This is a genomic window from Halomonas sp. IOP_14 (genome assembly GCF_021021315.1).
Lineage (GTDB): Bacteria > Pseudomonadota > Gammaproteobacteria > Pseudomonadales > Halomonadaceae > Vreelandella > Vreelandella titanicae.
This window is the reverse complement of sequence record NZ_JAINWD010000002.1, coordinates 205,850-231,683: the sequence shown is the minus strand read 5'-3', so window position 1 is coordinate 231,683 and position 25,834 is coordinate 205,850. Positions and strand designations below refer to the sequence as shown.

Here is a 25,834-nt window from a genome sequence, read left to right as displayed (position 1 = left end):
TTTGTGAAAAACTATGTTCTGTGAAGACAACCGCGACCCAACCGATACAGGCATACCAATCAATAAGCTATAAGATAAATCAGCCCGTTCTCTCTAACGGTGACTCCATCCTGCGTACGCTGGAAACGAAATCGCTAAAGCGCTCGCCTTGAATCAATACATGGTCGCTCAGTGCTTGCTGGGCCGCCCCAGAGTCACCCCGCTCAATAGCCTCGACGATAGTTTGGTGCTCGCTGAGGGAATTATTGACCCGCTGGCGCACCTGGAGCTGCAGGCGTCGGTAAGGCTTTAAACGTTGTTTAAGTTGGCGCGCTTCGCTGGCCAAAAAAGTGTTGTGGCTAGCGGTGTAGATACAGTCGTGAAAGCCTTCGTTTTCGTAGTAATACTCGTCGCTGTCGCCGGCTAGGGCCGCTGCTTCGCAGCGCTGATGCGCTTCGCGTAACGCGGCCAGCTCTGGTTCGGTAATCCGGCGTGCCGCCAGGCGGCCGCACATGCCTTCAAGCTCCGCCATCACCTCGAACATCTCGATCAGTTGATCAATCCCCACTTTCGCAACGAAGGTGCCCTTCTTCGGGGAAACGGTGACCAAGCCGCTGGCGACCAACTGTTGAAAGGCTTCGCGCACAGGCGTTCGCGAAACCTGAAACTCGCGCCCCAAGGCCTCTGGATCCAGGCGCTCTCCCGGTAAACGGCGGCCATTGATGATGTCATCCTCAAGAGAATCTCTTAATCGTTGAGCATTGGATCGCTTGGTGCCGGTCATCTTTTACCTCCTTGGATCGCGGCTCTTCTTAGCCGTTTTAATGCTGTCATACAGTTGACATTAGCATACATAGCGCCTATTGATATATATATCAGCTCGACTGATAGATACATATAGCCCATCCAAACACACAACAACAACTGTTGGAGACGCCTCATGCAACGCTATTTGATCTCAACTGCTGCCGCTCTCGGTCTCGCCATTGCCGCTTCCCACGCCTCAGCCGATACCGTGCTACGCGCGTCGCATCAATTCCCCGGGGGGCAGGGAGACGTTCGCGACGAAATGGTGCAAATGATGGCCCGCAAAGTAGCCGATGCGGATGTAGGGCTGACCATAGAAGTTTATCCGGGCCAATCGCTGTTCAAAGCGCGTGAACAGTGGGGCGCTATCGCTCGTGGTCGCCTCGATATCACCTCTCTACCGCTGGACTACGCTAGTGGTCGGCATCCGGAATTTTCGGCTACGTTGATGCCGGGCTTAGTGCGTAATCAGGCACATGCCCAACGCCTGAATGACTCTGAATATATGGACATGATTAAAGAAGTCATTCGCGAAGGCGGCGCTCGAGTACTTGCAGATGCCTGGTTATCCGGTGGCTTTGCATCTAGCGAACAGTGCGTTACCTCCCCGGATACCGTCGAGGGCCAAAATTTCCGTGCTGCCGGACCTGCGTTTGAACAAATGCTTGAGGCCGCTGGCGCCTCCATTGCCTCCATGCCCTCTTCCGAGGTGTATACCGCCATGCAAACCGGAGTGTTGGATGCCGCCAATACCTCGTCGATGTCGTTTATCTCTTTCCGGCTTTATGAACAGGTTGAATGCTTGACCGAACCGGGTGACTTCGCGCTCTGGTACATGTACGAACCCATTCTTATTTCTGAGCAGGTATGGCAAGAGCTTAACGAGGAACAGCAGGCGGCGCTGATAGAAGCCGGTGAAGCCGCAGAAGCCTTCTTTGCTGAAGAGGCCGCCGCCATTGATCAGGAAATGGTCGATCTATACGAGGAGAACGGCGTCGAGGTGGTCAGCATGAGCGAAGACGACTACAACGCCTGGCTCGCTATTGCCAAGGAAACCTCTTACAAAAACTTTGCCGACAATGTTCCCAATGGCCAGGCCATTATCGATGCAGCGCTGGCCGTCGAGTAAGCAACCCATGAATGCCTAACGGCTCGGCTGCCCTTCGGGGTGGCCGTTTTCAACTGATGCTTGCTTAGCTTGGCGAAATAACCAGCTTGACGAGGGAAATATGGCACCTGCAACGACTCACAATGCCCTGGCGCGTGGGGGCATCATCGGCGGCTACATTCGCGTCATGGATAAGCTTTCGCGGCTTTCCGCCTATTTAGCCTGCGCCATGTTTATCGCTGGCGTATTAGTGATTTGCCAGATGGTATTTATTCGTTACTTGCTTGGAATGAGCACCAGTTGGCAGACCGAATTCACCATCTTTTCAGTAACGGCGGCAATGTTGATGGGTAGCCCTTATGTACTGATGACCGGCGGGCACGTGGCTATCACTATTGTGCCCGATGCGCTGGGTGGTATTACCCGCACCATCATGCGTTTGATCGCTTCGCTGTTTGGATTAGGTTTCTGTGCCGCCCTGGCGTATGCCAGCTGGGTCTATGTTTTTGAGGCACTTCACGGTGAGTGGACGACGGGTTCCGTCTGGAATCCACCGCTGTGGCCCGCCCTGCTGCCCATGGCCGTCGGCGCCACCCTGCTGTCGCTGCAATATGTAGCTGAAATTCTGCGTGGGGAGAGCTAAGCATGGATCCCATTACCTTAGGCATTATTGTCGCCATCGCGCTGATTGCGCTGATGGCCATTGGCACCCCTATCGCTTTCGCCCTGGGCGGTGTATCGCTGCTGGCGCTGATCTACGACCGTGGTCTTGCTGAGCTCACCTACTTCGGGGAAACCTTTTTTGACCGCATCGCCGAGTTTGGTTTTGTCGCCATTCCGATGTTTATTCTGATGGGCGCCGCGGTGGCCTCTTCCCCCACCGGGCGCGATCTGTATCGCTCGCTGGATCTATGGATGGGCAAGCTGCCCGGCGGCTTGGCGGTTTCCAATATCGGCGCCTGCTCTATCTTTGCTGCACTCTCGGGATCGTCACCAGCCACCTGTGCGGCAATTGGTAAAATGGGCATTCCCGAAATGCGCATGCGCGGCTACCCAGATGGCGTGGCGGCGGGCTGTATTGCCGCGGGTGGCACCCTGGGCATCCTGATTCCGCCGTCGGTCACCATGATTATCTACGGCATCTCCACCGAAACCTCTATTGGTCGACTGTTTATTGCCGGGGTGGTGCCAGGCTTTATGCTTGCGGGCCTGTTTATGATCTGGACGATGATCGCCTGCAAGATGGCCGGTGGCTATAACAACCCGATGGCGGAGTCCGTCGAACGGCTAAAGCAGAACGTTAAGCAGAATGTTGATACCAACCTGAAAGCGCTAGTGCGTGTTCTGCCTTTCCTGGGCGTGGTCGCGGGTATCCTGTTTGCCCTGTATGGCGGGGTGGCAACACCTTCAGAGGCGGCGGGGGTGGGTGCATTTCTGTGTTTGGCGCTGGCTATTCTGATCTACCGCATGTGGCAGTTGGGCCCGATCAAGCTGATTATGCGCGACTCGCTACGCGAAAGCGTGATGATCATGCTAGTGATCGCCACCGCCGAAGTGTTCGCCTACGCACTCTCCTCGATGTTTATCACCCAAACCGTCGCCGCTGCGATTGCTGATCTGGAGATCAACCGCTGGGCGCTGATGGGGGTGATTAACCTCTTTCTGCTGGTGGCGGGTTTCTTCCTGCCCCCCGTGGCCGTGATCGTGATGACCGCGCCCATTCTGTTACCCATCATCCTGGCGGCGAATTTCGACCCCTACTGGTTTGCGGTGATTTTGACCATCAACCTGGAGATCGGTCTGATCACACCGCCAGTGGGTCTCAATTTGTTCATTATTAAAGGTATCGCACCGGATATTTCGCTGCGCGACATTCTGATGGGAAGCTTGCCCTACGCGCTATGTATGGTGCTGGGTATCTTGCTGCTGTGTCTCTTCCCAGGCATCGCGCTTTGGCTACCTAACTTGATCATGGGTTAAGGAGTTCGACCATGAACATGCTGTTTTTGCAGGAGCTGTTCAACAACATCACTCAGCGCGATGCACTGTTGCGGCGCCGCCATCCCGAGACTTTAACGCCCGACCATGGGCAGTTGGTTAACGCCTGCCACAAGCTGTTGGAAAGCGATGGCGAAGCCTCCAGCATCGCTCTGGCAAGCCGTGCTTTGGCGATTTATCAGCGCCTTTCGGCAGCTGAAAAAAGCAGCTTTTTTGCCCGCCTAACGGCTGACTTTGCGGCCGAGCCCGGCCCCATCGACGCGGCCTATCTGGCCTATCAAGAGGTGCGCGACAACCAATCGCTACAGCGCCTGTTTGAAGCCTGCGAGCCCCGGCGACAAGAGCTTTTCCGGCGTTTAAACCTGGCCAGCGACGGCACCTATGAGCTGGTTAAAATGCGTGAAGACCTGCTGGGGCTACTACGCGAACAGCCGGAATTAGCGCCTATCGACGACGATTTCGCCCATCTGTTCGGCTCCTGGTTTAATCGCGGCTTTTTGATGCTCAAGCGCATTGATTGGAACACCCCCGCGTCGATTCTAGAGAAGATCATCCGCTACGAAGCGGTACACGAAATTCAGGATTGGGATGATCTGCGCCGACGCCTGGATGCCCGCGATCGCCGCTGCTTTGCCTTTTTCCACCCGGCGATTGGCGACGAGCCGCTGATCTTTGTGGAAGTGGCCCTGCATAAGGGGCTGCCAAGCCGTATTCAGCCCATCCTCTCTGGCGAAAGCAGCTATAGCAAAAAAGGTATCGACGACCCCGAAGATGCCGATACAGCGGCGTTCTTCGGCATTAGCAACTGCCAGACCGGCCTGCGCGGCATCTCCTTCGGTAATTTTTTGATCAAGCAGGTGGTGCAAGAGCTCTCCCAGGAGCTGCCGCAGCTTAAATACTTCGTCACCCTCTCGCCGGTACCTGGCTTCGCCCAGTGGCTGCAGGAGCAGCGTGAGGATGAGCAGCTTCCCTCGTCGCTGCGTAAATCACTCAAAGGGCTTGAAACCCCAGAATGGCATCAGGACAAAGCGCTTGAAGAGCAGCTTAAAGCCGCGATTCGCCCACTGGCCGCCCGTTACTTGGTCGAAGAGAAGAACCGCCACGGCCTGCCGCTCAACCCGGTGGCCCGCTTTCACCTCGGCAACGGCGCTGAACTCCACCGTATTAATTGGTTGGGCGATATCTCCGAGAAAGGCTTTAAACAAGCCGCTGGACTGATGGTTAACTACCTGTATGTGTTGGACGATATCGAGCGCAATCACGAAAACTATACCGCCAAGGCGACCGTTGCTTGCTCGAATGAGGTGCGCGACCTCGCCAAACGCGCTCGCAAGCTGGCCAAAGGAGAGACCACCAAATGAGCCACAACCTATTTGAAACCTTTGCTGCCAAAATGCGCGAGCGCGCAGAGGCCGATTTTATTACTACCCGCGATGGCCGCCGCTATCGCTACGCCGATGCGCTGACCATCAGTGCGCAGCTTGCCGGCGCACTAACCGAGCTAGGCGTTAAGCAAGGCGACCGCGTTGCCGTGCAGGTGGATAAAAGTCCTGAGGCGATACTGCTTTACCTGGCCTGCCTGCGCATCGGCGGCGTCTATTTGCCCCTCAATACGGGCTATACCGGCGATGAGATTCGCTACTTTTTAAATGACGCCGAGCCCGCGCTGTTCGTTTGTCGCCCCAAGATAGAAGAGCAAGCACTGTCGCTTGCTGCTGAAACCGGCTGTCCGGCGGTGGTCACCCTGGGCAGCGCCGCCGATGGTAGCCTGATGGAAACCGCCCAAGCGGCAGTACCAAGAGAAGACATCGTGGCACTTGGCGAACGCGACCTGGCCGCGATTCTCTATACCTCAGGCACCACTGGGCGCTCCAAAGGCGCCATGCTAACGCACAAAAACCTCGCCTCTAACGCCAAGACCCTGGCCAAAGCGTGGCACTTCAGCGCTGATGACCGGCTGATTCATGCGCTGCCGATCTTCCACACCCACGGCTTATTCGTCGCCTGCAACGTCACTTTGATGGCGGGCGCCAGCATGCTCTTCCTGCCTAAGTTCGATGCCGATGTCATTTTTGAAGAGTTGCCCCGTGGCACTGTGATGATGGGCGTTCCTACCTTCTATACGCGCTTGGTTCAGGACGAACGACTGACCCCAGAAGCTACCGCCAACATGCGGCTGTTCGTTTCCGGCTCCGCTCCGCTCACCGCCGAGACCCACGAGGCATTTGAAGCCAAAACGGGGCATGCGATTCTTGAGCGCTACGGCATGACTGAAACCAATATGAACCTCTCCAACCCCTATGACGGTGCCCGCCGAGCAGGCACTGTGGGCATGCCGCTACCCGGTGTGGAGATGCGCATTACCAACCGAGAAACTGGCGCGGAGGTGCCGTTTGGTGAGATTGGCATGCTGCAGATTCGCGGCCCGAATGTCTTTATCGGCTACTGGCGAATGCCCGAAAAGACCCGCGAAGAGCTGTTAGACGACGGCTTTTTCATTACCGGCGATCTCGCCATGGTCGACGAGCAGGGCTATGTGCATATTGTTGGCCGTGACAAGGATCTGGTGATTTCCGGCGGCTACAACGTTTACCCCAAAGAGGTGGAGCAGGTGATCGACGAGCTTGATCAAGTCGCCGAATCCGCAGTGATCGGTCTACCGCACCCTGACTTTGGCGAAGGCGTTACCGCAGTGGTGGTTCGCCAGCAAGGCGCTGATCTTGGAGAAAACCAGCTTGAAGAGGAGAAAGTAATCACCCATTTAGATGGTCGGCTAGCTAAGTATAAGCAGCCCAAGCGGGTCTTCTTTGTCGATGAATTGCCGCGCAATACCATGGGCAAAGTACAGAAAAATGAACTGCGCAAACGGTTCAACGACACCTACCAAACGCCTTAGTCGCCATTCCTAAGCGTTACCCACCCCTAAATGTTTGCCCCAACTCTTTCACCTGACACGATAAGGGAAAGAGGCGGGGCGTTTTTTTGCGAAAAGGAACCATTTGCTCTACTAAATGTTAAGGTAAGGTCACTTAACGAACGATGGAGCAGATCGCCTTGACTACGCCTACCGTTACCAACGGCATCACCGCCAGCGAGCTATATAAATTAGTTCGCCAGCCGGCATCCAACAACGCTACAGAGGCCCCCCTTGAGTGGCCCGAGGGCACGATCAGCCTGGATGAGACGAATCAGACCCTGATCTGGGAGCTAAACGACTACGGCAACTTGCCGATTACCCTCTCGCGCAGCGAAAATGAGTGGGTCGCCATGGCGCCCATTGTGGCCGTAGATAGCGTCAACAATACCGCTGAGCTCAACGAAGTGCTGTTGCGCCAGGGCATTTCGTTACCGCTGGCTTCCGTGGGCATTGTCGAAATCGACGGTCACGACTTTTATGTGGCTTACGGACAGCTGTTTGGCGACTCAAAGCTTGAATCGATTTGTGCCGAGCTACACGCCACGGCCAGCGCGGCCATGGACGTCGCCGAACTGATTCAAACGCACTTTGCCTAAGCCTAACAGGGGTTATCGAAAACAGAGTTAATCGGTCATCGCCACTGACATGCACACTGAAACAGTGGCGCTTTATTTAAAGATATTCTTAAAGAAGAGACACTTATATGTTAAGCAAAATTATGACTGCCCTGCGTGGCAAAGCGAATGAAACCGGTCAAGCCGTGGTGGATTCCCAAGCACTGCGCATTTTAGACCAGGAAATCCGCGACTCGGAAAACCACCTGAGCCAATCTAAAACCGAACTCACCCGCCTGATGGGCCAGCGCCAGCTAAACAGCAATAAAGCTGACGCCCTGGAAAGCAAAATCGCCGAACTGGAAAAAAGCGCTGAGGCCGCGCTGGATAAAGGTGAAGAAGCGCTAGCCGTGGAAGTGGCTGAACGCATGGTGGCGCTGCAGGATGACCTGGAAGCGGAGCGCGCTATTGTCAGCGAGTACGACGCCAGCATCGAAAAACTACGCGGCGCGATTCGCGGCACCGACAATCAGCTTCGCCAACTCAAGCAGCAGGTGAGCGTCGTTAAGGCGACTGAGTCAGCACAAAAAGCCCAATCTGCCGTCGCGGCTCGCCACTCAGGCCAGAACAGCGCCATGAGCAGCGCCATGGAGTCACTGGAGCGCATCAAAGAGCGCCAGCAGCTTAATTCAGCGCAAATGCAAGCCGCTGACGACATGGCCGCAGAAGAGAGCGGCAGCTCGCTTGAAGCACGCCTGAAAGCAGCCGGGGTGGGTGGCCAGAATCGCAAAGCAGACGACGTGTTAGCGCGCCTGAAAGCGAAGAAAAACGCCGCACAGGAATAAGCGTTAAGAGCAAATCAGCGTTTAAATTTATTAGGGAGCCAGGCCATGTTTAACACCCTCAAGGCACTTTTTCGCGCTACTACGGAGAAGCCACCCGAGCCTAACGAAGGCCGCCCGGTGGCCGCTGGCCTGCCTATGAGTATCAGCCAGGAAGACCTTGAGGGCCTACGCCTGGATGGGCGCGTCAATATTAAGCTGATCGGCCTGCGCGCCCACCCCGATGCGCTGTTTCGCTGGAACGACGATGCCTACCATCATATAGCTGCCGTGGGGCACGTCGATCTTGGTCAAGGAGCGCACTTGGTGCGCTTCTATCTGGATAACGACACCTGGCTGCAGGCCAATATTGAGAACGGTCAGGTGCTTGAATATAAGCTGTTCGACTTTTACCGTGTTGCCCATCTCTCGGATGCCGAATTTGATAATTTGATAAACGGTGAAGATAAACAGCCCGACAGCATCGGCGCCCAAACCATCGCGCTCACCTCAACCACTGAGGAGGCGCGCAGTTGCACCTATCAGCGAGTGTGGGGGAATGGTGACAGCCTGTGGTCGCCGCCGGTGGTTTTCGAAGAGCAGGTAATGACCACCGAGAGCGTGTCGGCGCGCCATGTGACCCACCATGCCATGCTCTATGAGCGTACCATCGAAGGCGCTGAGCGTATGGAGTACTTACTGCTGAGCGCAGAAAGCGATGGCGAAGGCAGCTTTATGGTGGTGCACAACGTGGGGGTAGATGTGGCCTCCGTCGATATCGACGCTGTTTGACCCGCAAGTCTATTTTTAAGCTACTGAAAAGGAAGCAACCACCATGGTGAATTACCTCTACGGCCTGCCATCATTTATCGCCTATCTAGTCACGGCGATTATCCTGCTCGCCGCCTTTATGTACTGCTACAGCCGGATTACCCCGCACCACGAGTGGACGCTGATTCGCGAAGGTAATGCGGCCGCTGCTTCTGCCTATGGCGGCTCCATTTTAGGCTTCACCATTCCGCTGTACAGCGCGATGGCAAACTCCATTAGCTTCATCGATTTTGTGCTCTGGGGCATTGTCGCCTTTATCGTTCAGCTGGCCACCTTCTTTGGCGTTAAGTTGTTTCTGCGCAAGCAGGGCGAAAGCCTGTCTCAGCACATTACCGAAGGCCACCAGGCCTACGGCATTTTAATGGCCAGCGTGGCCGTGGCAGTCGGCTTACTCAACGCCGCTTCGATGACTTGGTAACGACGTGGTAAAGGAGAGCCTGCATGTCAAAACACGATAGTACCCCTCATTTGCCGCGCCGCAAGCGCAGCGGGCGCTTGTCACTGGCGATGATGGGCGCCAGCGCCTTTGGTCTTACCGCCTGTGGCCAACCGCCCCAGGAAGAGCAAATCACCGATATAGAGTTCGACCAGCCGCGCAGCTTTCAAAGCGTTGAAGATTGCGTTGCGGAGAATGTCTATACCCGTAGCGCCTGTGAAGATGCTTACGAAGCCTCATTAAAAGAGGTGCCGCGCTATAGCACCCTGGAGGAGTGCGAAGCGGAGAATGGTGAAGGCGCTTGTACCGCGCCGACCGAAGAGCAGTCTCAAGCGGCTACGGGTAACACCGGCGGCAGCTGGTTTATGCCTGCCATGATGGGTTATATGGTCGGCAGCATGATGTCCAACACCAACCGTGGACGCTCTTTCGAGCGGGTGTATCAGGAACCGGTGTACCGCAATCGCCAGAACCAGGGCAACTGGAACACGGCCTCTAGCCAGGCGACTCAGCGCGTCACTCAGCGTAACGATGCCATGCGTAGCTCAGTGGTTCAGAACCGCCAAGCCGCGTCTCAGCGCCGAGGCTTTGGCTCTCGCTCTTCTGCCCGCGGCGGCTGGGGCTCATAACCCCCAGGCAAATATTACTATGCTGCGAATCGATATCCCTGAACGAAGCAACTGGAAAGCCCTGGCTCACGAGCTGGGCTTTCATTTTCATACCATCGACGGGGAGCCTTACTGGAAAGAGGACGCCTACTACCAGTTCAGCCTAGAGCAGGTAGAGCGAGATATCGAAGCGCCTACCGAGGAAGTGCATGAGATGTGCATGGAGCTGGTGGACAAGGTTTGCCACTCCAATGCGCTTATGCAGCGTCTGGCGTTGCCTGAACACATGTGGGACAGCATCCATAATTCCTGGAAGTCGGGCCAACCGCACCTCTACGGACGAATGGATTTTGCCTATTCAGGCGATGGCCCGGCGAAACTGCTGGAGCTCAACTACGACACCCCTACCTCGCTCTACGAAGCGGGCTTTTTTCAGTGGGTGTGGCTTGAGCAAGCTATCCAACAAGGCATCCTGCCGCGCCACGCGGATCAGTACAACTCGATTCAAGAGCGCCTGATCAATGCCATGGCGCACCTTGGCGATCGCATTGAAGCGCGTACACTCTATTTCTCCTGCATCAAAGATAATGCTGAAGAGCGCGCCACCGTGCACTACCTGCAGGATGTGGCGGTGCAGGCGGGGCTCAAGGCGCCTTTTATCTACACCGAGGATATTGGCCTACAAACCGGGGCAGAGCACTTTGTTGACCTTGATGACCAGCCTATCCACGCCCTGTTCAAACTCTACCCCTGGGAAGAGATGGCCGACGATGCGTTTGGCGAATATATCCCGCAGCTAAACACCCACTGGTTTGAGCCGCCCTGGAAAGCCATTCTCTCCAACAAGGGGATTCTGCCCCTTTTATGGGAGCACTTTAAAGGCCACCCCAATCTGTTACCGGCGTTTTTTGAGGATGCCAATAGCCCACCACTGCCTGCGGGCTGGGTGCGTAAACCGTTCTTCTCCCGGGAAGGCAGCAATGTGGAGCTAATCACTCCAACTGGCCAGCGGGAGGCCGTGGACGGCCCCTATACCGACAGCCCATGGATTCGGCAGGCTTACCACCCGATGCCGCGCTTTGGTAATAACCACGCCTTAATTGGCAGTTGGGTAGTGGGCGACCGTGCCTGCGGCATGGGCATTCGTGAAGACGTTGGTCGCATCACCAAAGACTCCTCCTGCTTTGTGCCCCACGCGATCGTGTAAGCGCAAGTACCAAAATACACTTATTACAGGCTAGCCAGTCCTCACAAAAAAAGCTGAAATCGTTGCCACTACCCTAAGTAGAATGGTAAGTATCACTCTACTTCTAACCCTGAGCGCTATTGAGCAGCGCCGTTAGGGCCACCGTTTACTTTGGAGCAACGGCGAACATGATGGCGCGCTGGAAATCCCTACCTTTACGGCTTCGTCTATTTCTCTCTTTTGGGACAGTCTTAGCATTCGCGATGCTTTTGGCGCTCTATCTTCAAGCACGTTCACACAGCCAAGCGCGGCTGGATAACCTGCTTAATCAAGAGCTACCGGCACAGGTCAAAGGGCTGGCAGCGCATATAAACCTCAGCCTTAGCCAGGATCTTGCCATTTCCGAAAGCTTGGCCAATAGCTACTTTATTGAGCAGTGGGTTCGCGAAGGCCTACCGGAAGAGCGACAAAACGACATTGCGGCGTATCTAGCGCGTCTTATGGAGCAGTTAGACACCGAGCTGCTGTTTATCGCCGCTCAACACCAGGGTCGGGGCTACTATTTCCAACTGCGCAACGGTGAATTTCTGCAGCGCATTATCCAGCCCCCCGGCAGCGAAGATGACTGGTACTACCACTTTACTGACAGCGACAACGCTTACGAGCTAAATTTAGATAGCGACACCTTCTCACCCGACGATGCCTTTGTGTACGTCAATTATCGCAGCACGGTAAATGCCGCCAACGGTCGACCGCTGGTCGTGGCCGGTGCGGGGCTTGATCTCTCCCAAATGGCCAGTTTGATTGATGACTTTCGCTTAGGCGGTAGCGGACACGCCTCGCTGCTCAGCGCCGAGGGTGAGCTGCTTGTTCGCAGCGGCGAAGCCAATCGTAGTGATGAATCAGCTCCTACTGTCGCAACAGCCACCGAGGCCTTACCAGAGCAAGCGTCGCAGCGTTTGCTGCAAAACGAGCAGCTACAGGTGCATGAAGCGACCCGTGACGGTCAAGAAGTGTTGGTCAGCACGATCTGGCTCCCCGAGCTGCAGCGCTACCTAATGGTGGAAGTCGATAAAAAGGCGTACCTGGCGTCCACCCACGAGCGCTTCCTGGAGTCCAGCGGTATAGGGCTGCTCATTCTGCTCGTTGGGCTGCTGGTACTCTACCCGCTGACTGGCAGCCTCATCCGCCCGCTGATTGATTTCCAGCGCCAGTTGAAAGACATCACCTACAGCCTGGATCTTTCGCGGCGGGTCAGCACCGATGACAAAGCCGAACTTGGCGACTTAGCCAACCAAACCAACGAGCTCCTTGAGCGCCTCTCCCGCGCTATTGCGGCAGTGGCCAAAAACGCTCAGGCACTAACGCAAGTCGCTGACCGGCTGGCGAAAACCGCCGGGCTTTCCGGTGTGCACGGTAGCGATATCGATCATGAAGCAAGCCAAACCATGGCCGCAGCGGTCGAGGAGATGGCCTCTTCGGTAGCGGAAATAACTTCCACCATGGAAGAACTCTCTACCTCATCAACCCAAATTGCCGATCACTCTCAGTCGGTGGTCGACGTTGCCAATCAGACGCTGGAGCGCAGCCGGAAAGGCAGTTCGGCCATGCAGCTGCTACAGTCAAAAATGCAGGATATCCGTAGCGACAGCGAACAGAGCCTGACAGAGATCATGACGCTGGGGGCGAAATCCAAACAGATCAACAAGGTTATGGAGCTGATCAACACCCTGGCCGCTCAGACCAAGCTGATCGCTTTTAATGCCGCCTTGGAAGCTTCAAGCGCAGGGGAATCGGGCCGCCGCTTTTCGGTTGTCGCCAGTGAGATACGCCGCTTGGCTGACAGCGTGACCGACTCAACCCAAGAGATTGAAGCGCATACCGATGATATTCAGACGGCGATTAATCGCTTAGTGGTGGCCTCTGAAAAAGGTGCCTCCTCAATCGAGCAGGGCGTTGAGGCAAGCATGAGTACCGCCCAGGATCTGGAGGCGCTGCTCAAGGCGGCGAGTCAAACCAGCAGCGCGGCCCAGCAGATATCGCTCTCCACACAGCAGCAAAAAACCGCCAGCAGCCAGGTGGTGATGGCTCTACGCGATATCGATACGGCCAGTTCTCGCAACGCACACTCAGTGCGCAGTATTACCGATATTAGCCAGGACATGATCCATATGTCGGCTGAGCTTAACGCGCTGGTGCAGGAGTTCACCCTAACAAATAAAAATCGCTGATAAGGATACCGGATGAGTGTAATTCGGGTAGTCATTGCCGACGACAGCCAAGTAGCCCGCGACGTGCTACGCGATATCCTCAGCCGGGACGATGATATTGAGATCGTGGGGGAAGCCACTAATGGTCGCGAAGCGGTGGAACTGGCCAAGCGCCTTGCGCCGCAGCTGATCACCATGGATCTCAACATGCCGGTGATGGACGGCTTGTCCGCGATCGAAGAGATCATGTACAGCAAAGGAGTGCCCATTCTGGTAGTCAGCGACCGCTCCGATGCGCAAACGGCTTATCAAGCCCTTGAGGTAGGCGCGTTGGAGGTCATGCCTAAACCCACTCTGGAAGGAGCCGATGCCGAACGCTTGCTGGAGCGTGTACGCCTGCTTTCCGGCGTGGCAGTCATCACTCGTCTACGTCGACGCGGCTTAGCACCTCCCCCCACTCCTCCAATAGCGACGTTTACTGTAACGCCACGGGGGGTGCCGCGTAACTTCCAGCACGTGGTCGCGATCGCCTGCTCAACCGGTGGCCCGCAAGCCTTAGTGCGGGTGCTGCGGAGGCTACCCAGCGGGTTTCCAGCCCCCATTGTGATCGCCCAGCACATCAGTCATGGATTTATTGATGGCATGGCGCAATGGCTGGCATCCCTTTGCACTATGCCGGTTAGCGTGGGCCAAGAGGGCGAACGGCTACGCCCTGGGCATATTTACCTATCACCTTCCGAGCGTGATTTATGCGTATCCTCCCGCCACCGCTTCCAGCTTCAACCCAGTCCTGAATGCTCCCTGTACCACCCCAGTTGCGATGTGCTGCTGCAAAGTGTCGCGGCGGTCTACGGCAGCGATGCGATTGGTATTATTTTGACCGGCATGGGCCGCGATGGAGTGAATGGCATGCGGGCGATACATCGCGCAGGCGGAACCACTTTCGCGCAAGATGAAGCTAGCTCGGTGATTTATGGCATGAATCAGGAAGCCGTCAAAGCAGGCGTCATACAGTATGAATTACCGCTCGATAGCCTTCCGGATCGACTGCTACGCGATGTCCATGGCTGCATGGATAGCCGACCGGAGCCTCTGGCATGAGTGCGTTTGCTCCCTTCAAAGCTCTGGTGCATCAACGCTGCGGTTTACACCTAGATGGCTTGGCCGAAGCCCGGCTATTCCGAGCAGTAGCCAGCTTACAGGCCTCCACGGGGCTAACCGACATCACTCAGCTCCTCAAGCAATTAAGCTGTGACACGGCGCTATTCGATCAATTTGTCAGCCAGTTAACGGTCAACGAAACCTATTTTTTTCGCGAACCTGACGCCCTGGACTGGCTGGTCAACACCTATTTACCGCAACGCCTAACAACAGAGCAGCCGCCGCTCTCTATCTTCAGCGCGGGCTGCTCTTCCGGTGAAGAGCCCTATAGCGTAGCGATGATGCTATTTGAGTGCTTTGGCGAGCGGGCCAAAGCACTGTTTACTATTACCGGCGGCGACCTGGATCACCAAGTCCTCGCCAAGGCACGCCAGGCAGTTTATGGCGGCATGGCGTTTCGCGCCCTCTCCCCCGCCTTCAAAAAGCGTTACTTCAGCCCCCACAAGGGGCGTTACAAGCTTCACGAACCGCTGCGCCAATGGGTAACCTTTCGGCCGTTTAACCTGTTAAACGCCAACGAAGACAGCCCCGTCGGCCCCTTTGATGTAATTCTGTTTCGCAATGTCTCGATCTACTTTGACCAGCAGACGCGGCGCCATATCCATCAGCAACTTAGCCAGTTGCTGGCCCCCAATGGCATTTTACTCTGCGGCGTCACCGAAACCCTGGGTAACGATCTCGGCGTGTTTGAATTGACCGAAGCTCAGGGCGTATTTTACTTTCGCCATGTAGAGCAACCCGCGATAGTGCCAGAGACGCCCCTTCAGCCCTCATTACTTGCGATGGACAACATGGCTGAAGACAGTATTACTGAAGACAGTCTTAGCGTTGCTGAGAGCGCAAATAAACAGCTAGCGTTAGACAACTGCACTGACGTGGCACCCCAGGCGCCACGTCAGCATGCAACGGAAAAAGAGCCAACGGACAGCATTAGCCACCAACTGCACACCGCCCATCGGTTGCTCAACCAAAATGCGTTTGACGACGCCGCTACGCTGCTTGAGGCGCTACTTGAGCAACAGCCGTGGTCGATCGATGCGCTGGTGCTGGCCGGGTTGGTCGCCCGCTGGCAGCAGCGGCCCCAGCTCGCCTACGAGCATTTTAAGCGGGCCATTTACGCTGCCCCGGAGTGTTGGCTGGCCCATTTCTATTTAGCTGAACTTTATCGCCAAGGTGAACTGGCCGACAAGCCATTACAGCGCAAGCAGCGCTATGCTGCGGTGGTTCGTTTGCTGACCACCGCGCCCACCTCTGATGGAGGGCTAGACACCATCACCCCACCACTACCGCCAGGCGATGCGCGCTTTCTAGCCGAACGTTATTTAGACGCGGTGAACCTAACACTGGCATCAACCAGTACCACCCAGGGAGTGGGTTAATTATGGCGCTGGATATTCGCCGCTTTATACAACGCTTTGTGGAAGAGGCAGCCGACCACCTGCCCCGCTTGCGAGAAGGAATTAGCGCACTGGAGCAGGGCCATGCTGATCGCGAACAGATCAACGACCTGTTCCGCGCAGCGCATACGCTGAAAGGCTCGTCGCGAATGCTTAAACTGGTGCCAATTACGGCGCTGGCACATAGCACTGAAGAGCTGCTCAGCGCTCTGCGCGACGGCACCCTAACCGCAACGCCAACGGTGACCAGCCTGCTCAGCCAGGCGGTTGACGGTCTTGCTGATTTAGTCAGTCGACTCGCCGAAGGAGCGACAGGTGACGACCTACCCGCGGCTGATGAGGCGCTATGTAGCGCCCTGGAAGCGGCTGCCCTCGGTCAGGCCCCACCCCCGCCCATTACTCCCGCTGAGGCGGCGCCATCCTCTGTGCCTGCGCTACCGTCCTCCTCAACACCGCCTTCCTCCGCTGCGCTGGTGGCGGAGAGCGAACTGCGGCTCAGCGATACTGTGCGGGTTCGCTTGGATCGACTGGACGATGTTATTCGTTTGATGGGCGAAGTGCTTTCCGGCCATCATCATTTACATACCCTGGTTGACCAAGCCCGTGAGCTAAGCATCACACCTCCTGCCGAACAGCAGGGGCCTTTTCACGCCTTTCACCGTGAGCTGAAAGATAGCGTGTTAAGCCACGATTCGTTGATGAGCGACCTACACGACCGCGCACTGCAAATGCGCATGCTGCCGCTAAGCGTGGTGTTTGATCCACTCGCGCATATGTCCCGAGAATTGGCCCAGTCACTCGGCAAACAGGTCGACTGCCGGGTGCGAGGCAGCGAAATCGAACTTGATCGCCAGATGATTGATCGCCTGTCGGATCCGCTTATTCACCTGCTGCGAAATGCCTTGGATCACGGCTTAGAGCTGCCGGCCGAGCGCCAGGCAGCGGGTAAACCTCCCCGTGGGCAGTTGATTATCGAAGCCTGGCAGGATGCTGGCTGGGTGGTGGTAGAGATGCGTGACGACGGCGCGGGTATTTCGCTTGAAGCGGTACGTCAAAAAGCGCTCGCCAAGCAGTTGGTGAGCGAAGAGCAGCTTCATGCACTGAGCGAACAGGAAACGCTAGAGCTTATATTCCTGCCGGGCTTCTCTACCAAGAGCATGATTACCGACTTTTCTGGCCGCGGTGTGGGCATGGATGTGGTCAAGCGCACCGTGGTGGATGAGCTTAACGGCGACCTGCAGCTTGCCAGCGAACGCGGTAGCGGCACCCGCTTTACTCTGCGCCTGCCACTCTCGTTGGCGATGATGCGGGTACTGCTGGTCAGCGTCGGTGGCGTCAACCTAGGGGTAACGGCGCCTTACGTATCAGAGTTGGTAGAGTGCTCATCACAATCATTTATTGATGCTGCGGGTCAGCGCACGCTGATTTTACGCAATGAATTTGTGCCGGTGGTATCGCTAGCCCAACTGCTTGAGCTACCAGAGACGGCGTCCGGTACTGATACTACCCTACTGCTGGTCGTCCACCAGCGGCACCAGAAGCTTGCTCTGATTATTGACTCCCTGATTGATGAACGCGATATGATCATCAAGCCACTGCCCGTACATCTGCGTTATTTACCGCTGGTCTCGGGCATGGTTTCCATGGGACGCAATGCGCTGGTAAGCCTACTCCACGTACCCGCTTTACTGGAAGTCACCCGACACAGTGCCCAACGTGCTAACGAAGAGCGTGCATCCTCCGCTCTCGCGAAACGCATTTTGGTGGTCGACGACTCACTGAATACCCGCGAAATAGAGAAAGATGTACTCGAAGCGTGGGGCTACCACGTTACCCTGGCCGAAAATGGTCGCGACGGATTAGCCAAAGCACTGGCAGAGCCGTTTGATGCCGTACTTACCGACGTTGAGATGCCGGTAATGGATGGCTTTGCGCTGACTGCCCGACTGCGCGAAAATGAGGTTTATCGTTATCGGCCAATTATTATTATCACCTCGCGGGAAAAGGAGGCTGATCGGCGACGCGGTATTGAAGTCGGTGCTGACGCTTATATCGTCAAAGGTAGCTTTGACCAAAACAATTTAGTTGAGACACTCCAGGCCCTACTGGGTTAATCACGAGTGATACTGACACGACTGTTAATGACATAGCCATCAAAGACACAACTACCATGAGGTCATGGAATGCCTATCCTGGTCGTAGACGACGATCCGCTTGCCGGGGAAATGACGGCGGCACTGCTTGAGCATCAGGGCCATGAGACGCTGCTGGCCATTGACGCGATGGAAGCCGTCGAGCAGCTAGATAATCGCAGCGATATCAAGCTGATTGTCAGCGATATGCATATGCCCCTCATCAGTGGGGTAGCACTGCTGGCGATGCTGCGCGAGCAGGCTAATCACCTACCGTTTATTTTACTCACCGGAGACACGCCGGACACAACGCTTCAGCAAACACCAGGCCTGCATGCCTGTTTGCGTAAAGATGCCGAGCTGGCATCCAACCTAGAGGCCGCAGTAAAACAGGCGCTTGATGAGTAACCATCGCTAGAGGGAATGGATCACTGATGGAATGGATCGCCGCTTTCGTTCACTTACGTAGGTAGTTTGATGTCTAAGCCCGCCCCTTCGCTGCACGATAAGCTGAACCAGCTGCGTGAGCGTTTTATTGAGCAGCTTCCGTCCCGCTTAGCGCAAACCGCCGAGCTGTGGCAGCAGAGTCGCACGACGAGCGAAGAACAGGCGCGGCTCGCGCCAGAGCTGCACCGTTTCTTTCATAGTTTGAAAGGAACCGGGAGGTCGCTGGGGTTTGAGCGGCTTGCCCTGCTGGCGGATCAGGCGCAGGAGGCGCTCACTACCTCCCCCGCCCGCGCCGATATCGATACGTTTATCAGTCAATTGCTTCTCCAGATGGGTCACGAGCAGCAGCACCTGCGCTCCCACCACGGTCAACAGCAAGCGCTGGCGGCCGTAAACAGCTTCGAGCTTTCCAGCCAGGTTGAGCCACTGCGCAATAAGCGCCAGCGGTTAATTTATCTGTGCGACGATGAACCCGAGCAGGTCGATCAATTAATCCATCACCTACGCTGCTTTGGTCACGAAGTCGTTCAGTTTATCGATACAGACACATTCTTTAACGCCGTGCTCACTCGTCGCCCTGACGCGGTCATCATGGATGTGCAGTTCCCCCAAGGCCAGACGGCAGGCACTGAAACCCTGACCAGCTTGAACAAACTGACAGGCCAACCGCTTCCCGCCATCGTTTTGTCGGCCCACAGCGACTTTCATTCGCGCCTGAGTGCCGTTCGTGCAGGCTGCGGCGGCTACTTTACCAAACCGGTAAAACCGCTGGATCTGATGCTGGCAGTGGATGAACTGACCGCTCCGGCGGCAGAAGAGCCACTCAAGGTGCTAGTGGTGGATGATGAGCCCGAAGCAGCCGCTTACCACGCTCTGTTGCTTGAAGAGAGCGGAATGCTGACTCATCAGGTTCACCATCCCGCCGATGCGCTCACGGTAATGGAGCGCTTTAGCCCCGATTTACTGTTGGTCGATGTGTATATGCCGGTGTGTTCTGGGGAAGAGCTGGCATCGATTATTCGCCAGCAGCCGGAACACCTGGGTCTACCGATTATCTATCTCTCCAGTGAAACCGACAGCCAAAAGCAGATATCCGCTATGTCTGCGGGGGTTGAAGCCTTTCTCACCAAACCCGTTCAGCCCGAAGAGCTGGTCTCTGCCGTGCAACTGCGCGCCGAACGCCTGCGTCTGCTGCGCTCATTAATGACCCGCGACAGCATGACCGGGCTGTATAACCACAGCACCACCACTGAACTGATCAATAAAAACCTCGCTCAGGCGCACCGTGATAATAGCCAGCACGCCATGGCGATGATCGATATTGATCACTTCAAGCACGTCAACGATACCCACGGTCATTTGGCGGGTGACCAGGTCATTATCACCCTGGCAAGACTATTAAAGAGTCGCTTGCGTCTCTCCGATATTATCGGCCGCTACGGCGGAGAAGAGTTTGTTGTGCTGCTAAAGGGCATTAATGCCGAGAAAGCCGCCACATTGATCGATAGCCTGCGCGAGGATTTTGCACTGATTGATTTTCACACCGGTGAGGTTCGCTTTCGCTGCACCTTCAGTGCAGGCATTAGCAGCTTCCCCGCACAACCTTCTACCGAGCCGCTGCGTTTAAGCGCCGACCAAGCGCTCTACCGCGCCAAACACCAAGGTCGCAATCAGGTAGTGATATCGCCGGAGCTGGCCGATGACCGCTGAATTTCCCCGCAACGGCGAGGCAAATGACCAGCCGCCCGCTACCCAAACCCTTGACGAGGCATTAGCAGCACACGGCGATGCTGAGGCGGTGGTAGATATTGATGAGCCTACCCAACAGCTAGTGCTCTTCCGGCTCAACGGCCAGCCTTTTGCACTACCCGGCAGCGCGGTGAGTGAAATTCTATCCAGCGACCAACCCGTCTATTACGTGCCGGGACTGCCTTTCTCTACCGAAGGTGTGCTGCACCTGCGGGGCACAATCGAGTCCGTCATTAGCCTGCATCGACTACTCGGTTTACCTGCACCGGAAGGTAACAGTAAGGGGATGATTCTGTTAGTGAGCGCGGCAGGGATTACTAGCGGTGTGCGTATTGAACAGCTTGATGATGTGTGCGAGGTCACTCAAAGTATGCTGCAAGCGCCGCCAGAGACGCTTTCCGGCACGTTGCGCCCTTATGTCAGCGCGCTATGGCAGATAGATGAGCAAGAAGCGCTTGCCCTGCTTGACCCAGAGGCGCTCTTCGACGCCTACCAGCAGGGGCTCGGTTAAAGTGCCCTTGCATCGCGGCCATCATGAACAGGCCCAGGTTGCCTTGGTGCTGTTTTGCGTAGGGCCTTACCGTACCGCCTTGGAAGCGCGCCATGTGCTGGCCATGACCGATCACCCCACGGCACCGCGCACTGCCAATGCTCAAACGTTGCTTTATGAAGGTGGTGACCATGGCTCCCCACCTAACCGCTGGCTCACCCTACGCGACGCTCAAGCAGCCAGCGACAACAACAGCACTTGGCAACTGGGCGTGAGCGGTGACATAACGCTTCAGCAACTGCCGGCCAACACCCTCTACCCGCTGCCTAAACTGCTGCTTTCCCGCCGATTTTCCACGGCGCTATGCGGGTTAACCTTCGTCCAGCAACAGCTAGTACTGCTACTGGATGCCCGCAAGCTTAATCCTTAGCTTTCTCAGCCCCTGCTCTTAGCCAGCCAACCACAAACAGCTAATGGCATCGCCCTCGGCTATGTCGCTATTGGCCGGAATCACTGCAAAAGCATCGGCGTTAATACAGGATGAAAGCACCCCGGAATTCTGATCCTCAAAGGCCGTCGCCGTCACCCCGCTTGGCGTGAACTCAAGCGTTACACGCATATAGTGTTCACGTGGGCCGGTGGAGGTAGCAAACCCCGCTTTCGCGGTCACCGCTGGCAGCGATGTTAGCGCTGGACAACCAAGCATTGCGCCCAGTAAGGGACGTAAAAACAGCCAAGCACCCACAAACCCCGAGACCGGATTGCCTGGCAAACCGACAAACCGCGCCTGGCTGCCGTCATCGCGAGGCAAACGACCCAGTGCTAGCGGCTTACCGGGGCGGATCGCCAGCTTCCACATATCGAGCTGGCCAATCGCTTCCAGCGCAGCTTTGACATGATCCTCTTCGCCGACGCTGACGCCGCCAGTGGTGACCACCAGGTCTGCCTCAGCAGCGGCGGCCGTTAACAGTGCCACGGTGCGGGCATAGTCATCCGGCACACTAACGGTACTCACCACCTCGGCGCCAAAGTTCTCTAACAGGCGCCTAAGCATCGGCCGGTTGGAGTTGTAGAGTTGACCTGGCTTTAGCGGCGTTCCCGGATCAATAATCTCATCGCCCGTCGAAAGCAGCGCCACACGGGGGCGCCGGCGCACGCTGACCTGAGTAATTCCCTGACCTGCCAAGTGGCCAAGGGCCGCTGCTTCGAGCCGCTCACCAGCATCTAATAGTATGCTGCCCTGGCGCACGTCACGCCCTTGGCGGCGGACATTATCACCTGCGGGAATGTCCGCAGGCATCAGCGCACGATCACCGTCAACTTGTACGCGCTCCTGCATCACCACGCAGTCGGCACCGGGAGGAATCTCACCGCCGGTAAAAATACGTGCGCAGCTTCCAGGTGCAAGCGCTTTCGCCTGCGTGCCGGCAGCAATGCGTTGGCTCACCGGCAGCCACTGCCCCGCATCGGCAGCGCGCAAAACGTATCCGTCCATTGCGCTGTTATCGAACGGCGGCACATCCAGCTGTGCGGTGACGGCTTCGGCCAACACACGCCCGGCAGCGGCTTCCAGCGGAACACTCTCTACGTCTATTACGTTGACGTCTGCCAGTAGCGCTTCAAGCGCGGCTGATATCGGCTGCAAGTCACTCATGCTGACCTCGGCCAGGGATGACCAGGTTGGCGAGCATGAACCGGGTATTATGAAGTGATGGCATAGTCGTCTCTAAAATAGAAAAACCGGAGTCGTTAACCCCAACGAGTAGATTACCGATGTAGATAGAATGCCACGATCAACGGTCAGAAACAGCCCGTAGTGGTGGTTACATCTAGCTAGACGACTAGTCAGTTTTATATAAGCTGGTTAAGGCGTTACTGTCGCACCTCGTTGAGAATTTCTTCTGCTACATCGACCCTTACCTTACCAAGCTTTACCAACGCGTCGGCTACTTTCTCAATCTCGTCACCAACCGCACCTGCCATGACCGCAATATTTTTCGCATGGAGTGCCATATGACCCTTTTGGATGCCCGTCGTCGCTAGTGCTTTGAGTGCAGCGAAGTTCTGAGCCAAACCGACTGCAGCAATAGTGCAGGCAAGCCGTTCGGCAGTCGTTATGTTCATTATATCCAGCGCAATACGCGCTGTAGGGTGAGAGCGCGTGGCTCCACCAATTAAGCCTACCGCCAAAGGCATTTCAATAGTGCCGGTCAGGTTTCCGTCAGCATCGGCTTCCCATCGTGTTAATGAGCTGTACTGCCCTGTACGGGCAGCATAAGCATGGGCTCCCGCCTCTACGGCCCGACAATCATTTCCAGTTGCCAGTACCACAGCACTTACCCCATTCATGATGCCTTTGTTATGCGTGGCTGCGCGATAAGGGTCAATATCGGCGAAGTCATAGGCGGCCAATATGCCATCACGAACCTCTGCACCACCAATTTCGTCCAAAGCCCAAGTAGCCCGTGCTCTCGCTAACCGACGATCCGCCAAGTTGGACAAAATACGCAGATAGGTCTTCCCTCCCGTCCATTTTGCAATATGGGGGGCTACGGCTTCCGCCATGGAATTCACTGCGTTAGCGCCCATTGCATCACGAGTATCGACAATCAGATGGGTGACCACCATTGGCCCAGTGCGTCCTTTCAGAACACGCACCTCCATATCACGGAACCCGCCGCCGTGTTTAAGCAAGACCGGATCTGTTTCATCACATATCAACTGAACGTGCGACTTATGCTCTAGTATCTGCAAACGAGCGAATTCAGGATTCGGAACACCCAGCAACTGAACCTGGGCAATCATGTGAGAATTCGACATGTCTGTCTTAAAACCGCCGGTTGAACGGCACTGACGGGCTGCGTTACAGACAGCAGCTACCACCGAAGACTCCTCTGTCGCCATGGGCACTAGGACATCATGCCCATCTACCAGCATATTGGTCGCCACCCCCAAAGGAATGTTCATGGTGCCAATGACATTCTCGATCATGGAGTCGGCTGTGGCTGAATCCAGGTTGCCCGTGTTACCCAGGTGCCTGACAACATCCTCGCTCAACCCAGTGACTTCCACTACCTTTTGTAGCCGCTCTTCAGGTGACATTTTGTGCAACCCTGGAATACGAGAAGTCGTTGTAGTCATTGTTTTTATCTCCTTTTTTAAGAGCGTACTTTCTGTGAAAGTTGTTCAGGCAGCCAAGTAACGATTTCGGGAAAAAGCATAAATAAAATTAATGCAATGAGCTGCAAAACCAAGAAGGGTACGATGGCCCGGTATACAGTTCCCATACCAATATCAGGTGGCAGTACTCCCTTTATGTAAAAAAGCGTGTAGCCAAAAGGAGGGGTGATATAACCCATCTGAGCAGTAATAAGGAAAAGCACTCCGAACCAGACCGGATCAAATTGAAAGGCGTTTATGATAGGTAAGAAGACAGGCACACATAAAAGGATGATGCCAATTTCATCCAGGAATAACCCAAGGAAGACTAAAACCAGCATCATGGAAAGCAGTACTAACCAGCGATTCATTTCAAGGTCTTGAATGAATTGTAGAAGCGAGTCCGCCCCGCCAGTGCCGGTGAAGATGGATACAAATATCTTCGCCCCAATCGTGATCCACATAATCATAGTGGTCACACGCAAGGTATCCATAGATGCAGCAGATAAGTTTTTAAATGTCAGCTGCTTCTGAAAGGCCGCTGAAATCAACGCCCCAACAACACCCACTGCTGCTGCCTCGGTGGGCGTGGCAATACCTGCATAGATACTACCCAGCACGGATAAAACAATCAGTACTGGTAGTATCAGAGCTTTAAGAGAACTCAACATCTCCCCTAGGTTTGTCTGCTCTCCAGACTGCCGAGGAGCTAGGTTTGGCTGGATAATTGCTCTCAGAATAATATAAAAAATATACAGTCCTGCCAGTATTATTCCTGGAACAATACCGGCAGCAAACATTTTGCCAACTGATATCTGGGCAGTAGAAGCATATACTATCGTAATAATTGAGGGAGGAATCAGAATGCCTAATGTACCTCCTGCACAGATTGTGCCCAGTGCTAATCGCTGGTCATAACCGCGCTGTAGCATAGATGGCAATGCGAGGATGCCCATTGCCGCAACAGCCGCCCCAACAATGCCGGTCATCGCCGCCATCACCGTACAGATCGCCACGGTACCGACGGCCAATCCTCCCGGCAAACGTCGGAACCAGAGCTCCATTGCACGATATAACGCTTCAATAATACCTGAGCGCTGAAGCACGCTTGCCATCAGCACATAGAGTGGGATAGCCAGCAAGATGTCTGATGTCATTGCATCAAAGGTTTGGAGAACGGTCAGCACTAGTGCATCAGCTCCCCACAGTATGACTGTGAATAAAATTGCCAAAAATGCCAGTACAAATGCTAAAGGCATCCCGCTGAGCAACAATACCAACAGTGAGACAAACATCATTGAAAGGACAAGAGTAGAACTCATGCTTTCACCTCTTGACCTTGAAAACGCTTAACTGCCCAAATAATTTCAGCCAGCGCTTGCATGAGAAGCAATAAAAAAGCGATCGGAATAAGCGCTTTCACCGGCCAGACGGGGGGATTCCAAGAGGTAAATGAAGTTTCACCACTTGCGTAGGCATTCAGCGCTATAGGTAGGCTCTGATCTATAAAAATCACCGTTACTACAACAATCAGCGCATATGTTAGACAGTCTACTAAGCCTGCCAACTTAAACGGCAGTTTACGGTAAAGTATGTCAACGTTGACGTGTCCAGCAGTATGTAGAATATAAGGGCCAGCCAGTAAGAAGTAAGGGCCAAATAATAGTGTCGCAAGCTCCATAGCCCAGGTAGTGGGTGCATTGAAAAAATAGCGGGACACTACTTCGTAGCTGATGACGGCCACCATAATGAAGACAAAAGCCGATACAACCGTGGCCACCCAACGGTTAAGAGCCGTTATAAGGCGGCAGTAGCCAAGAAGAACAGCCATAATTGAACCTCGA

The 25,834-nt window shown here is 55.3% G+C and carries 24 protein-coding genes; 19 read left to right on the top strand and 5 right to left on the bottom strand.

What is annotated here, in order from left to right; genetic code table 11:
* Positions 1–79: 79 nt before the first annotated feature.
* Complete coding sequence (locus tag K7H09_RS02655) at positions 80–763, bottom strand: GntR family transcriptional regulator (protein WP_141440611.1); 684 nt, start codon at positions 761–763, stop codon at positions 80–82.
* A 156-nt stretch (positions 764–919) separates the two neighbouring features.
* Between K7H09_RS02655 and dctP the strand changes: the two genes are divergently transcribed.
* The 19 genes from dctP to K7H09_RS02560 all read left to right on the top strand — a co-directional run bounded on the left by dctP (position 920) and on the right by K7H09_RS02560 (position 21,261).
* Positions 920–1,915 carry a TRAP transporter substrate-binding protein DctP gene (gene dctP, locus K7H09_RS02650; protein ID WP_141440610.1) on the top strand — a complete coding sequence of 332 codons (996 nt, stop codon included), beginning with the start codon at positions 920–922 and terminating at the stop codon, positions 1,913–1,915.
* Between the two features lie 100 nt (positions 1,916–2,015).
* Positions 2,016–2,537, top strand: a complete 522-nt coding sequence (locus K7H09_RS02645; protein ID WP_027957005.1) for a TRAP transporter small permease subunit — start codon at positions 2,016–2,018, stop codon at positions 2,535–2,537.
* 2 nt (positions 2,538–2,539) lie between these two features.
* Positions 2,540–3,874 carry a TRAP transporter large permease gene (locus K7H09_RS02640; protein WP_009285860.1) on the top strand — a complete coding sequence of 445 codons (1,335 nt, stop codon included), beginning with the start codon at positions 2,540–2,542 and terminating at the stop codon, positions 3,872–3,874.
* Between the two features lie 11 nt (positions 3,875–3,885).
* Positions 3,886–5,253, top strand: coding sequence for a malonyl-CoA decarboxylase (locus tag K7H09_RS02635; RefSeq protein ID WP_141440609.1), 1,368 nt, complete (start codon positions 3,886–3,888; stop codon positions 5,251–5,253).
* A complete protein-coding gene (locus K7H09_RS02630; RefSeq protein WP_022521855.1) occupies positions 5,250–6,788 on the top strand; it encodes a malonate--CoA ligase in 1,539 nt (512 codons plus the stop codon). Before K7H09_RS02635 ends, K7H09_RS02630 begins: the two co-directional genes overlap by 4 nt.
* Positions 6,789–6,946: 158 nt before the next feature.
* On the top strand, positions 6,947–7,405 hold the full coding sequence (locus K7H09_RS02625) for a DUF2170 family protein (RefSeq protein ID WP_230803468.1): 459 nt from the start codon (positions 6,947–6,949) through the stop codon (positions 7,403–7,405).
* A gap of 107 nt (positions 7,406–7,512) precedes the next feature.
* Positions 7,513–8,208, top strand: coding sequence for a PspA/IM30 family protein (locus K7H09_RS02620; protein ID WP_009285863.1), 696 nt, complete (start codon positions 7,513–7,515; stop codon positions 8,206–8,208).
* 45 nt (positions 8,209–8,253) lie between these two features.
* A complete protein-coding gene (locus K7H09_RS02615; protein ID WP_022521853.1) occupies positions 8,254–8,976 on the top strand; it encodes a DUF2491 family protein in 723 nt (240 codons plus the stop codon).
* A gap of 43 nt (positions 8,977–9,019) precedes the next feature.
* On the top strand, positions 9,020–9,433 hold the full coding sequence (locus tag K7H09_RS02610; RefSeq protein WP_022521852.1) for a DUF350 domain-containing protein: 414 nt from the start codon (positions 9,020–9,022) through the stop codon (positions 9,431–9,433).
* A 23-nt stretch (positions 9,434–9,456) separates the two neighbouring features.
* Positions 9,457–10,080, top strand: a complete 624-nt coding sequence (locus K7H09_RS02605; RefSeq protein ID WP_230803467.1) for a DUF1190 domain-containing protein — start codon at positions 9,457–9,459, stop codon at positions 10,078–10,080.
* Between the two features lie 19 nt (positions 10,081–10,099).
* Complete coding sequence (locus tag K7H09_RS02600; protein ID WP_027957009.1) at positions 10,100–11,266, top strand: glutathionylspermidine synthase family protein; 1,167 nt, start codon at positions 10,100–10,102, stop codon at positions 11,264–11,266.
* A gap of 167 nt (positions 11,267–11,433) precedes the next feature.
* Positions 11,434–13,476, top strand: coding sequence for a methyl-accepting chemotaxis protein (locus tag K7H09_RS02595; RefSeq protein ID WP_039857278.1), 2,043 nt, complete (start codon positions 11,434–11,436; stop codon positions 13,474–13,476).
* 12 nt (positions 13,477–13,488) lie between these two features.
* The gene (cheB, locus tag K7H09_RS02590) at positions 13,489–14,556 is read left to right on the top strand and encodes a chemotaxis-specific protein-glutamate methyltransferase CheB (RefSeq protein ID WP_041159339.1); all 1,068 of its coding nucleotides are present in this window, start codon (positions 13,489–13,491) and stop codon (positions 14,554–14,556) included.
* Positions 14,553–15,995, top strand: coding sequence for a CheR family methyltransferase (locus K7H09_RS02585; RefSeq protein ID WP_230803466.1), 1,443 nt, complete (start codon positions 14,553–14,555; stop codon positions 15,993–15,995). The genes cheB and K7H09_RS02585 overlap by 4 nt, the downstream gene beginning before the upstream one ends.
* A 2-nt stretch (positions 15,996–15,997) precedes the next feature.
* Complete coding sequence (locus tag K7H09_RS02580; RefSeq protein WP_230803465.1) at positions 15,998–18,127, top strand: hybrid sensor histidine kinase/response regulator; 2,130 nt, start codon at positions 15,998–16,000, stop codon at positions 18,125–18,127.
* A gap of 69 nt (positions 18,128–18,196) precedes the next feature.
* Positions 18,197–18,553: a response regulator gene (locus tag K7H09_RS02575; RefSeq protein ID WP_022521845.1), complete on the top strand. Its 357-nt coding sequence runs from the start codon at positions 18,197–18,199 to the stop codon at positions 18,551–18,553.
* 69 nt (positions 18,554–18,622) lie between these two features.
* The gene (locus K7H09_RS02570) at positions 18,623–20,302 is read left to right on the top strand and encodes a diguanylate cyclase (protein ID WP_230803464.1); all 1,680 of its coding nucleotides are present in this window, start codon (positions 18,623–18,625) and stop codon (positions 20,300–20,302) included.
* Complete coding sequence (locus K7H09_RS02565) at positions 20,292–20,852, top strand: chemotaxis protein CheW (protein WP_230803463.1); 561 nt, start codon at positions 20,292–20,294, stop codon at positions 20,850–20,852. The genes K7H09_RS02570 and K7H09_RS02565 overlap by 11 nt, the downstream gene beginning before the upstream one ends.
* 1 nt (position 20,853) lies before the next feature.
* Positions 20,854–21,261 (top strand): hypothetical protein, encoded by a 408-nt coding sequence (locus K7H09_RS02560; RefSeq protein ID WP_027957015.1) that lies wholly within the window; start codon positions 20,854–20,856, stop codon positions 21,259–21,261.
* Positions 21,262–21,279: 18 nt separating this feature from the next.
* On the opposite strand, the gene K7H09_RS02555 is transcribed toward K7H09_RS02560, so the two are convergent.
* The 4 genes from K7H09_RS02555 to K7H09_RS02540 form a co-directional block, all read right to left on the bottom strand.
* A complete protein-coding gene (locus K7H09_RS02555) occupies positions 21,280–22,485 on the bottom strand; it encodes a molybdopterin molybdotransferase MoeA (RefSeq protein WP_138799347.1) in 1,206 nt (401 codons plus the stop codon).
* Between the two features lie 218 nt (positions 22,486–22,703).
* Positions 22,704–23,981, bottom strand: a complete 1,278-nt coding sequence (locus K7H09_RS02550) for a hydroxymethylglutaryl-CoA reductase, degradative (protein ID WP_258955994.1) — start codon at positions 23,979–23,981, stop codon at positions 22,704–22,706.
* Positions 23,982–23,989: 8 nt separating this feature from the next.
* On the bottom strand, positions 23,990–25,312 hold the full coding sequence (locus K7H09_RS02545; RefSeq protein ID WP_009285872.1) for a TRAP transporter large permease: 1,323 nt from the start codon (positions 25,310–25,312) through the stop codon (positions 23,990–23,992).
* Positions 25,309–25,821 carry a TRAP transporter small permease subunit gene (locus K7H09_RS02540; protein WP_022521838.1) on the bottom strand — a complete coding sequence of 171 codons (513 nt, stop codon included), beginning with the start codon at positions 25,819–25,821 and terminating at the stop codon, positions 25,309–25,311. Before K7H09_RS02540 ends, K7H09_RS02545 begins: the two co-directional genes overlap by 4 nt.
* Between the last annotated feature and the right edge of the window lie 13 nt (positions 25,822–25,834).

Excerpts from the sequence above, each read along its gene's own strand:
- K7H09_RS02620 (WP_009285863.1), top strand. The coding sequence starts at position 7,513 with ATGTTAAGCAAAATTATGACTGCCCTGCGTGGCAAAGCGAATGAAACC.
- dctP (WP_141440610.1), top strand. The coding sequence starts at position 920 with ATGCAACGCTATTTGATCTCAACTGCTGCCGCTCTCGGTCTCGCCATT.
- K7H09_RS02615 (WP_022521853.1), top strand. The coding sequence starts at position 8,254 with ATGTTTAACACCCTCAAGGCACTTTTTCGCGCTACTACGGAGAAGCCA.
- K7H09_RS02580 (WP_230803465.1), top strand. The coding sequence starts at position 15,998 with ATGGCGCTGGATATTCGCCGCTTTATACAACGCTTTGTGGAAGAGGCA.
- K7H09_RS02605 (WP_230803467.1), top strand. The coding sequence starts at position 9,457 with ATGTCAAAACACGATAGTACCCCTCATTTGCCGCGCCGCAAGCGCAGC.
- K7H09_RS02595 (WP_039857278.1), top strand. The coding sequence starts at position 11,434 with ATGATGGCGCGCTGGAAATCCCTACCTTTACGGCTTCGTCTATTTCTC.
- K7H09_RS02570 (WP_230803464.1), top strand. The coding sequence starts at position 18,623 with ATGTCTAAGCCCGCCCCTTCGCTGCACGATAAGCTGAACCAGCTGCGT.
- K7H09_RS02630 (WP_022521855.1), top strand. The coding sequence starts at position 5,250 with ATGAGCCACAACCTATTTGAAACCTTTGCTGCCAAAATGCGCGAGCGC.
- K7H09_RS02635 (WP_141440609.1), top strand. The coding sequence starts at position 3,886 with ATGAACATGCTGTTTTTGCAGGAGCTGTTCAACAACATCACTCAGCGC.
- K7H09_RS02545 (WP_009285872.1), bottom strand. The coding sequence starts at position 25,312 with ATGAGTTCTACTCTTGTCCTTTCAATGATGTTTGTCTCACTGTTGGTA.
- K7H09_RS02540 (WP_022521838.1), bottom strand. The coding sequence starts at position 25,821 with ATGGCTGTTCTTCTTGGCTACTGCCGCCTTATAACGGCTCTTAACCGT.
- K7H09_RS02645 (WP_027957005.1), top strand. The coding sequence starts at position 2,016 with ATGGCACCTGCAACGACTCACAATGCCCTGGCGCGTGGGGGCATCATC.
- K7H09_RS02655 (WP_141440611.1), bottom strand. The coding sequence starts at position 763 with ATGACCGGCACCAAGCGATCCAATGCTCAACGATTAAGAGATTCTCTT.
- K7H09_RS02555 (WP_138799347.1), bottom strand. The coding sequence starts at position 22,485 with ATGAGTGACTTGCAGCCGATATCAGCCGCGCTTGAAGCGCTACTGGCA.
- K7H09_RS02565 (WP_230803463.1), top strand. The coding sequence starts at position 20,292 with ATGACCGCTGAATTTCCCCGCAACGGCGAGGCAAATGACCAGCCGCCC.
- K7H09_RS02640 (WP_009285860.1), top strand. The coding sequence starts at position 2,540 with ATGGATCCCATTACCTTAGGCATTATTGTCGCCATCGCGCTGATTGCG.
- K7H09_RS02585 (WP_230803466.1), top strand. The coding sequence starts at position 14,553 with ATGAGTGCGTTTGCTCCCTTCAAAGCTCTGGTGCATCAACGCTGCGGT.
- K7H09_RS02610 (WP_022521852.1), top strand. The coding sequence starts at position 9,020 with ATGGTGAATTACCTCTACGGCCTGCCATCATTTATCGCCTATCTAGTC.
- cheB (WP_041159339.1), top strand. The coding sequence starts at position 13,489 with ATGAGTGTAATTCGGGTAGTCATTGCCGACGACAGCCAAGTAGCCCGC.
- K7H09_RS02575 (WP_022521845.1), top strand. The coding sequence starts at position 18,197 with ATGCCTATCCTGGTCGTAGACGACGATCCGCTTGCCGGGGAAATGACG.
- K7H09_RS02600 (WP_027957009.1), top strand. The coding sequence starts at position 10,100 with ATGCTGCGAATCGATATCCCTGAACGAAGCAACTGGAAAGCCCTGGCT.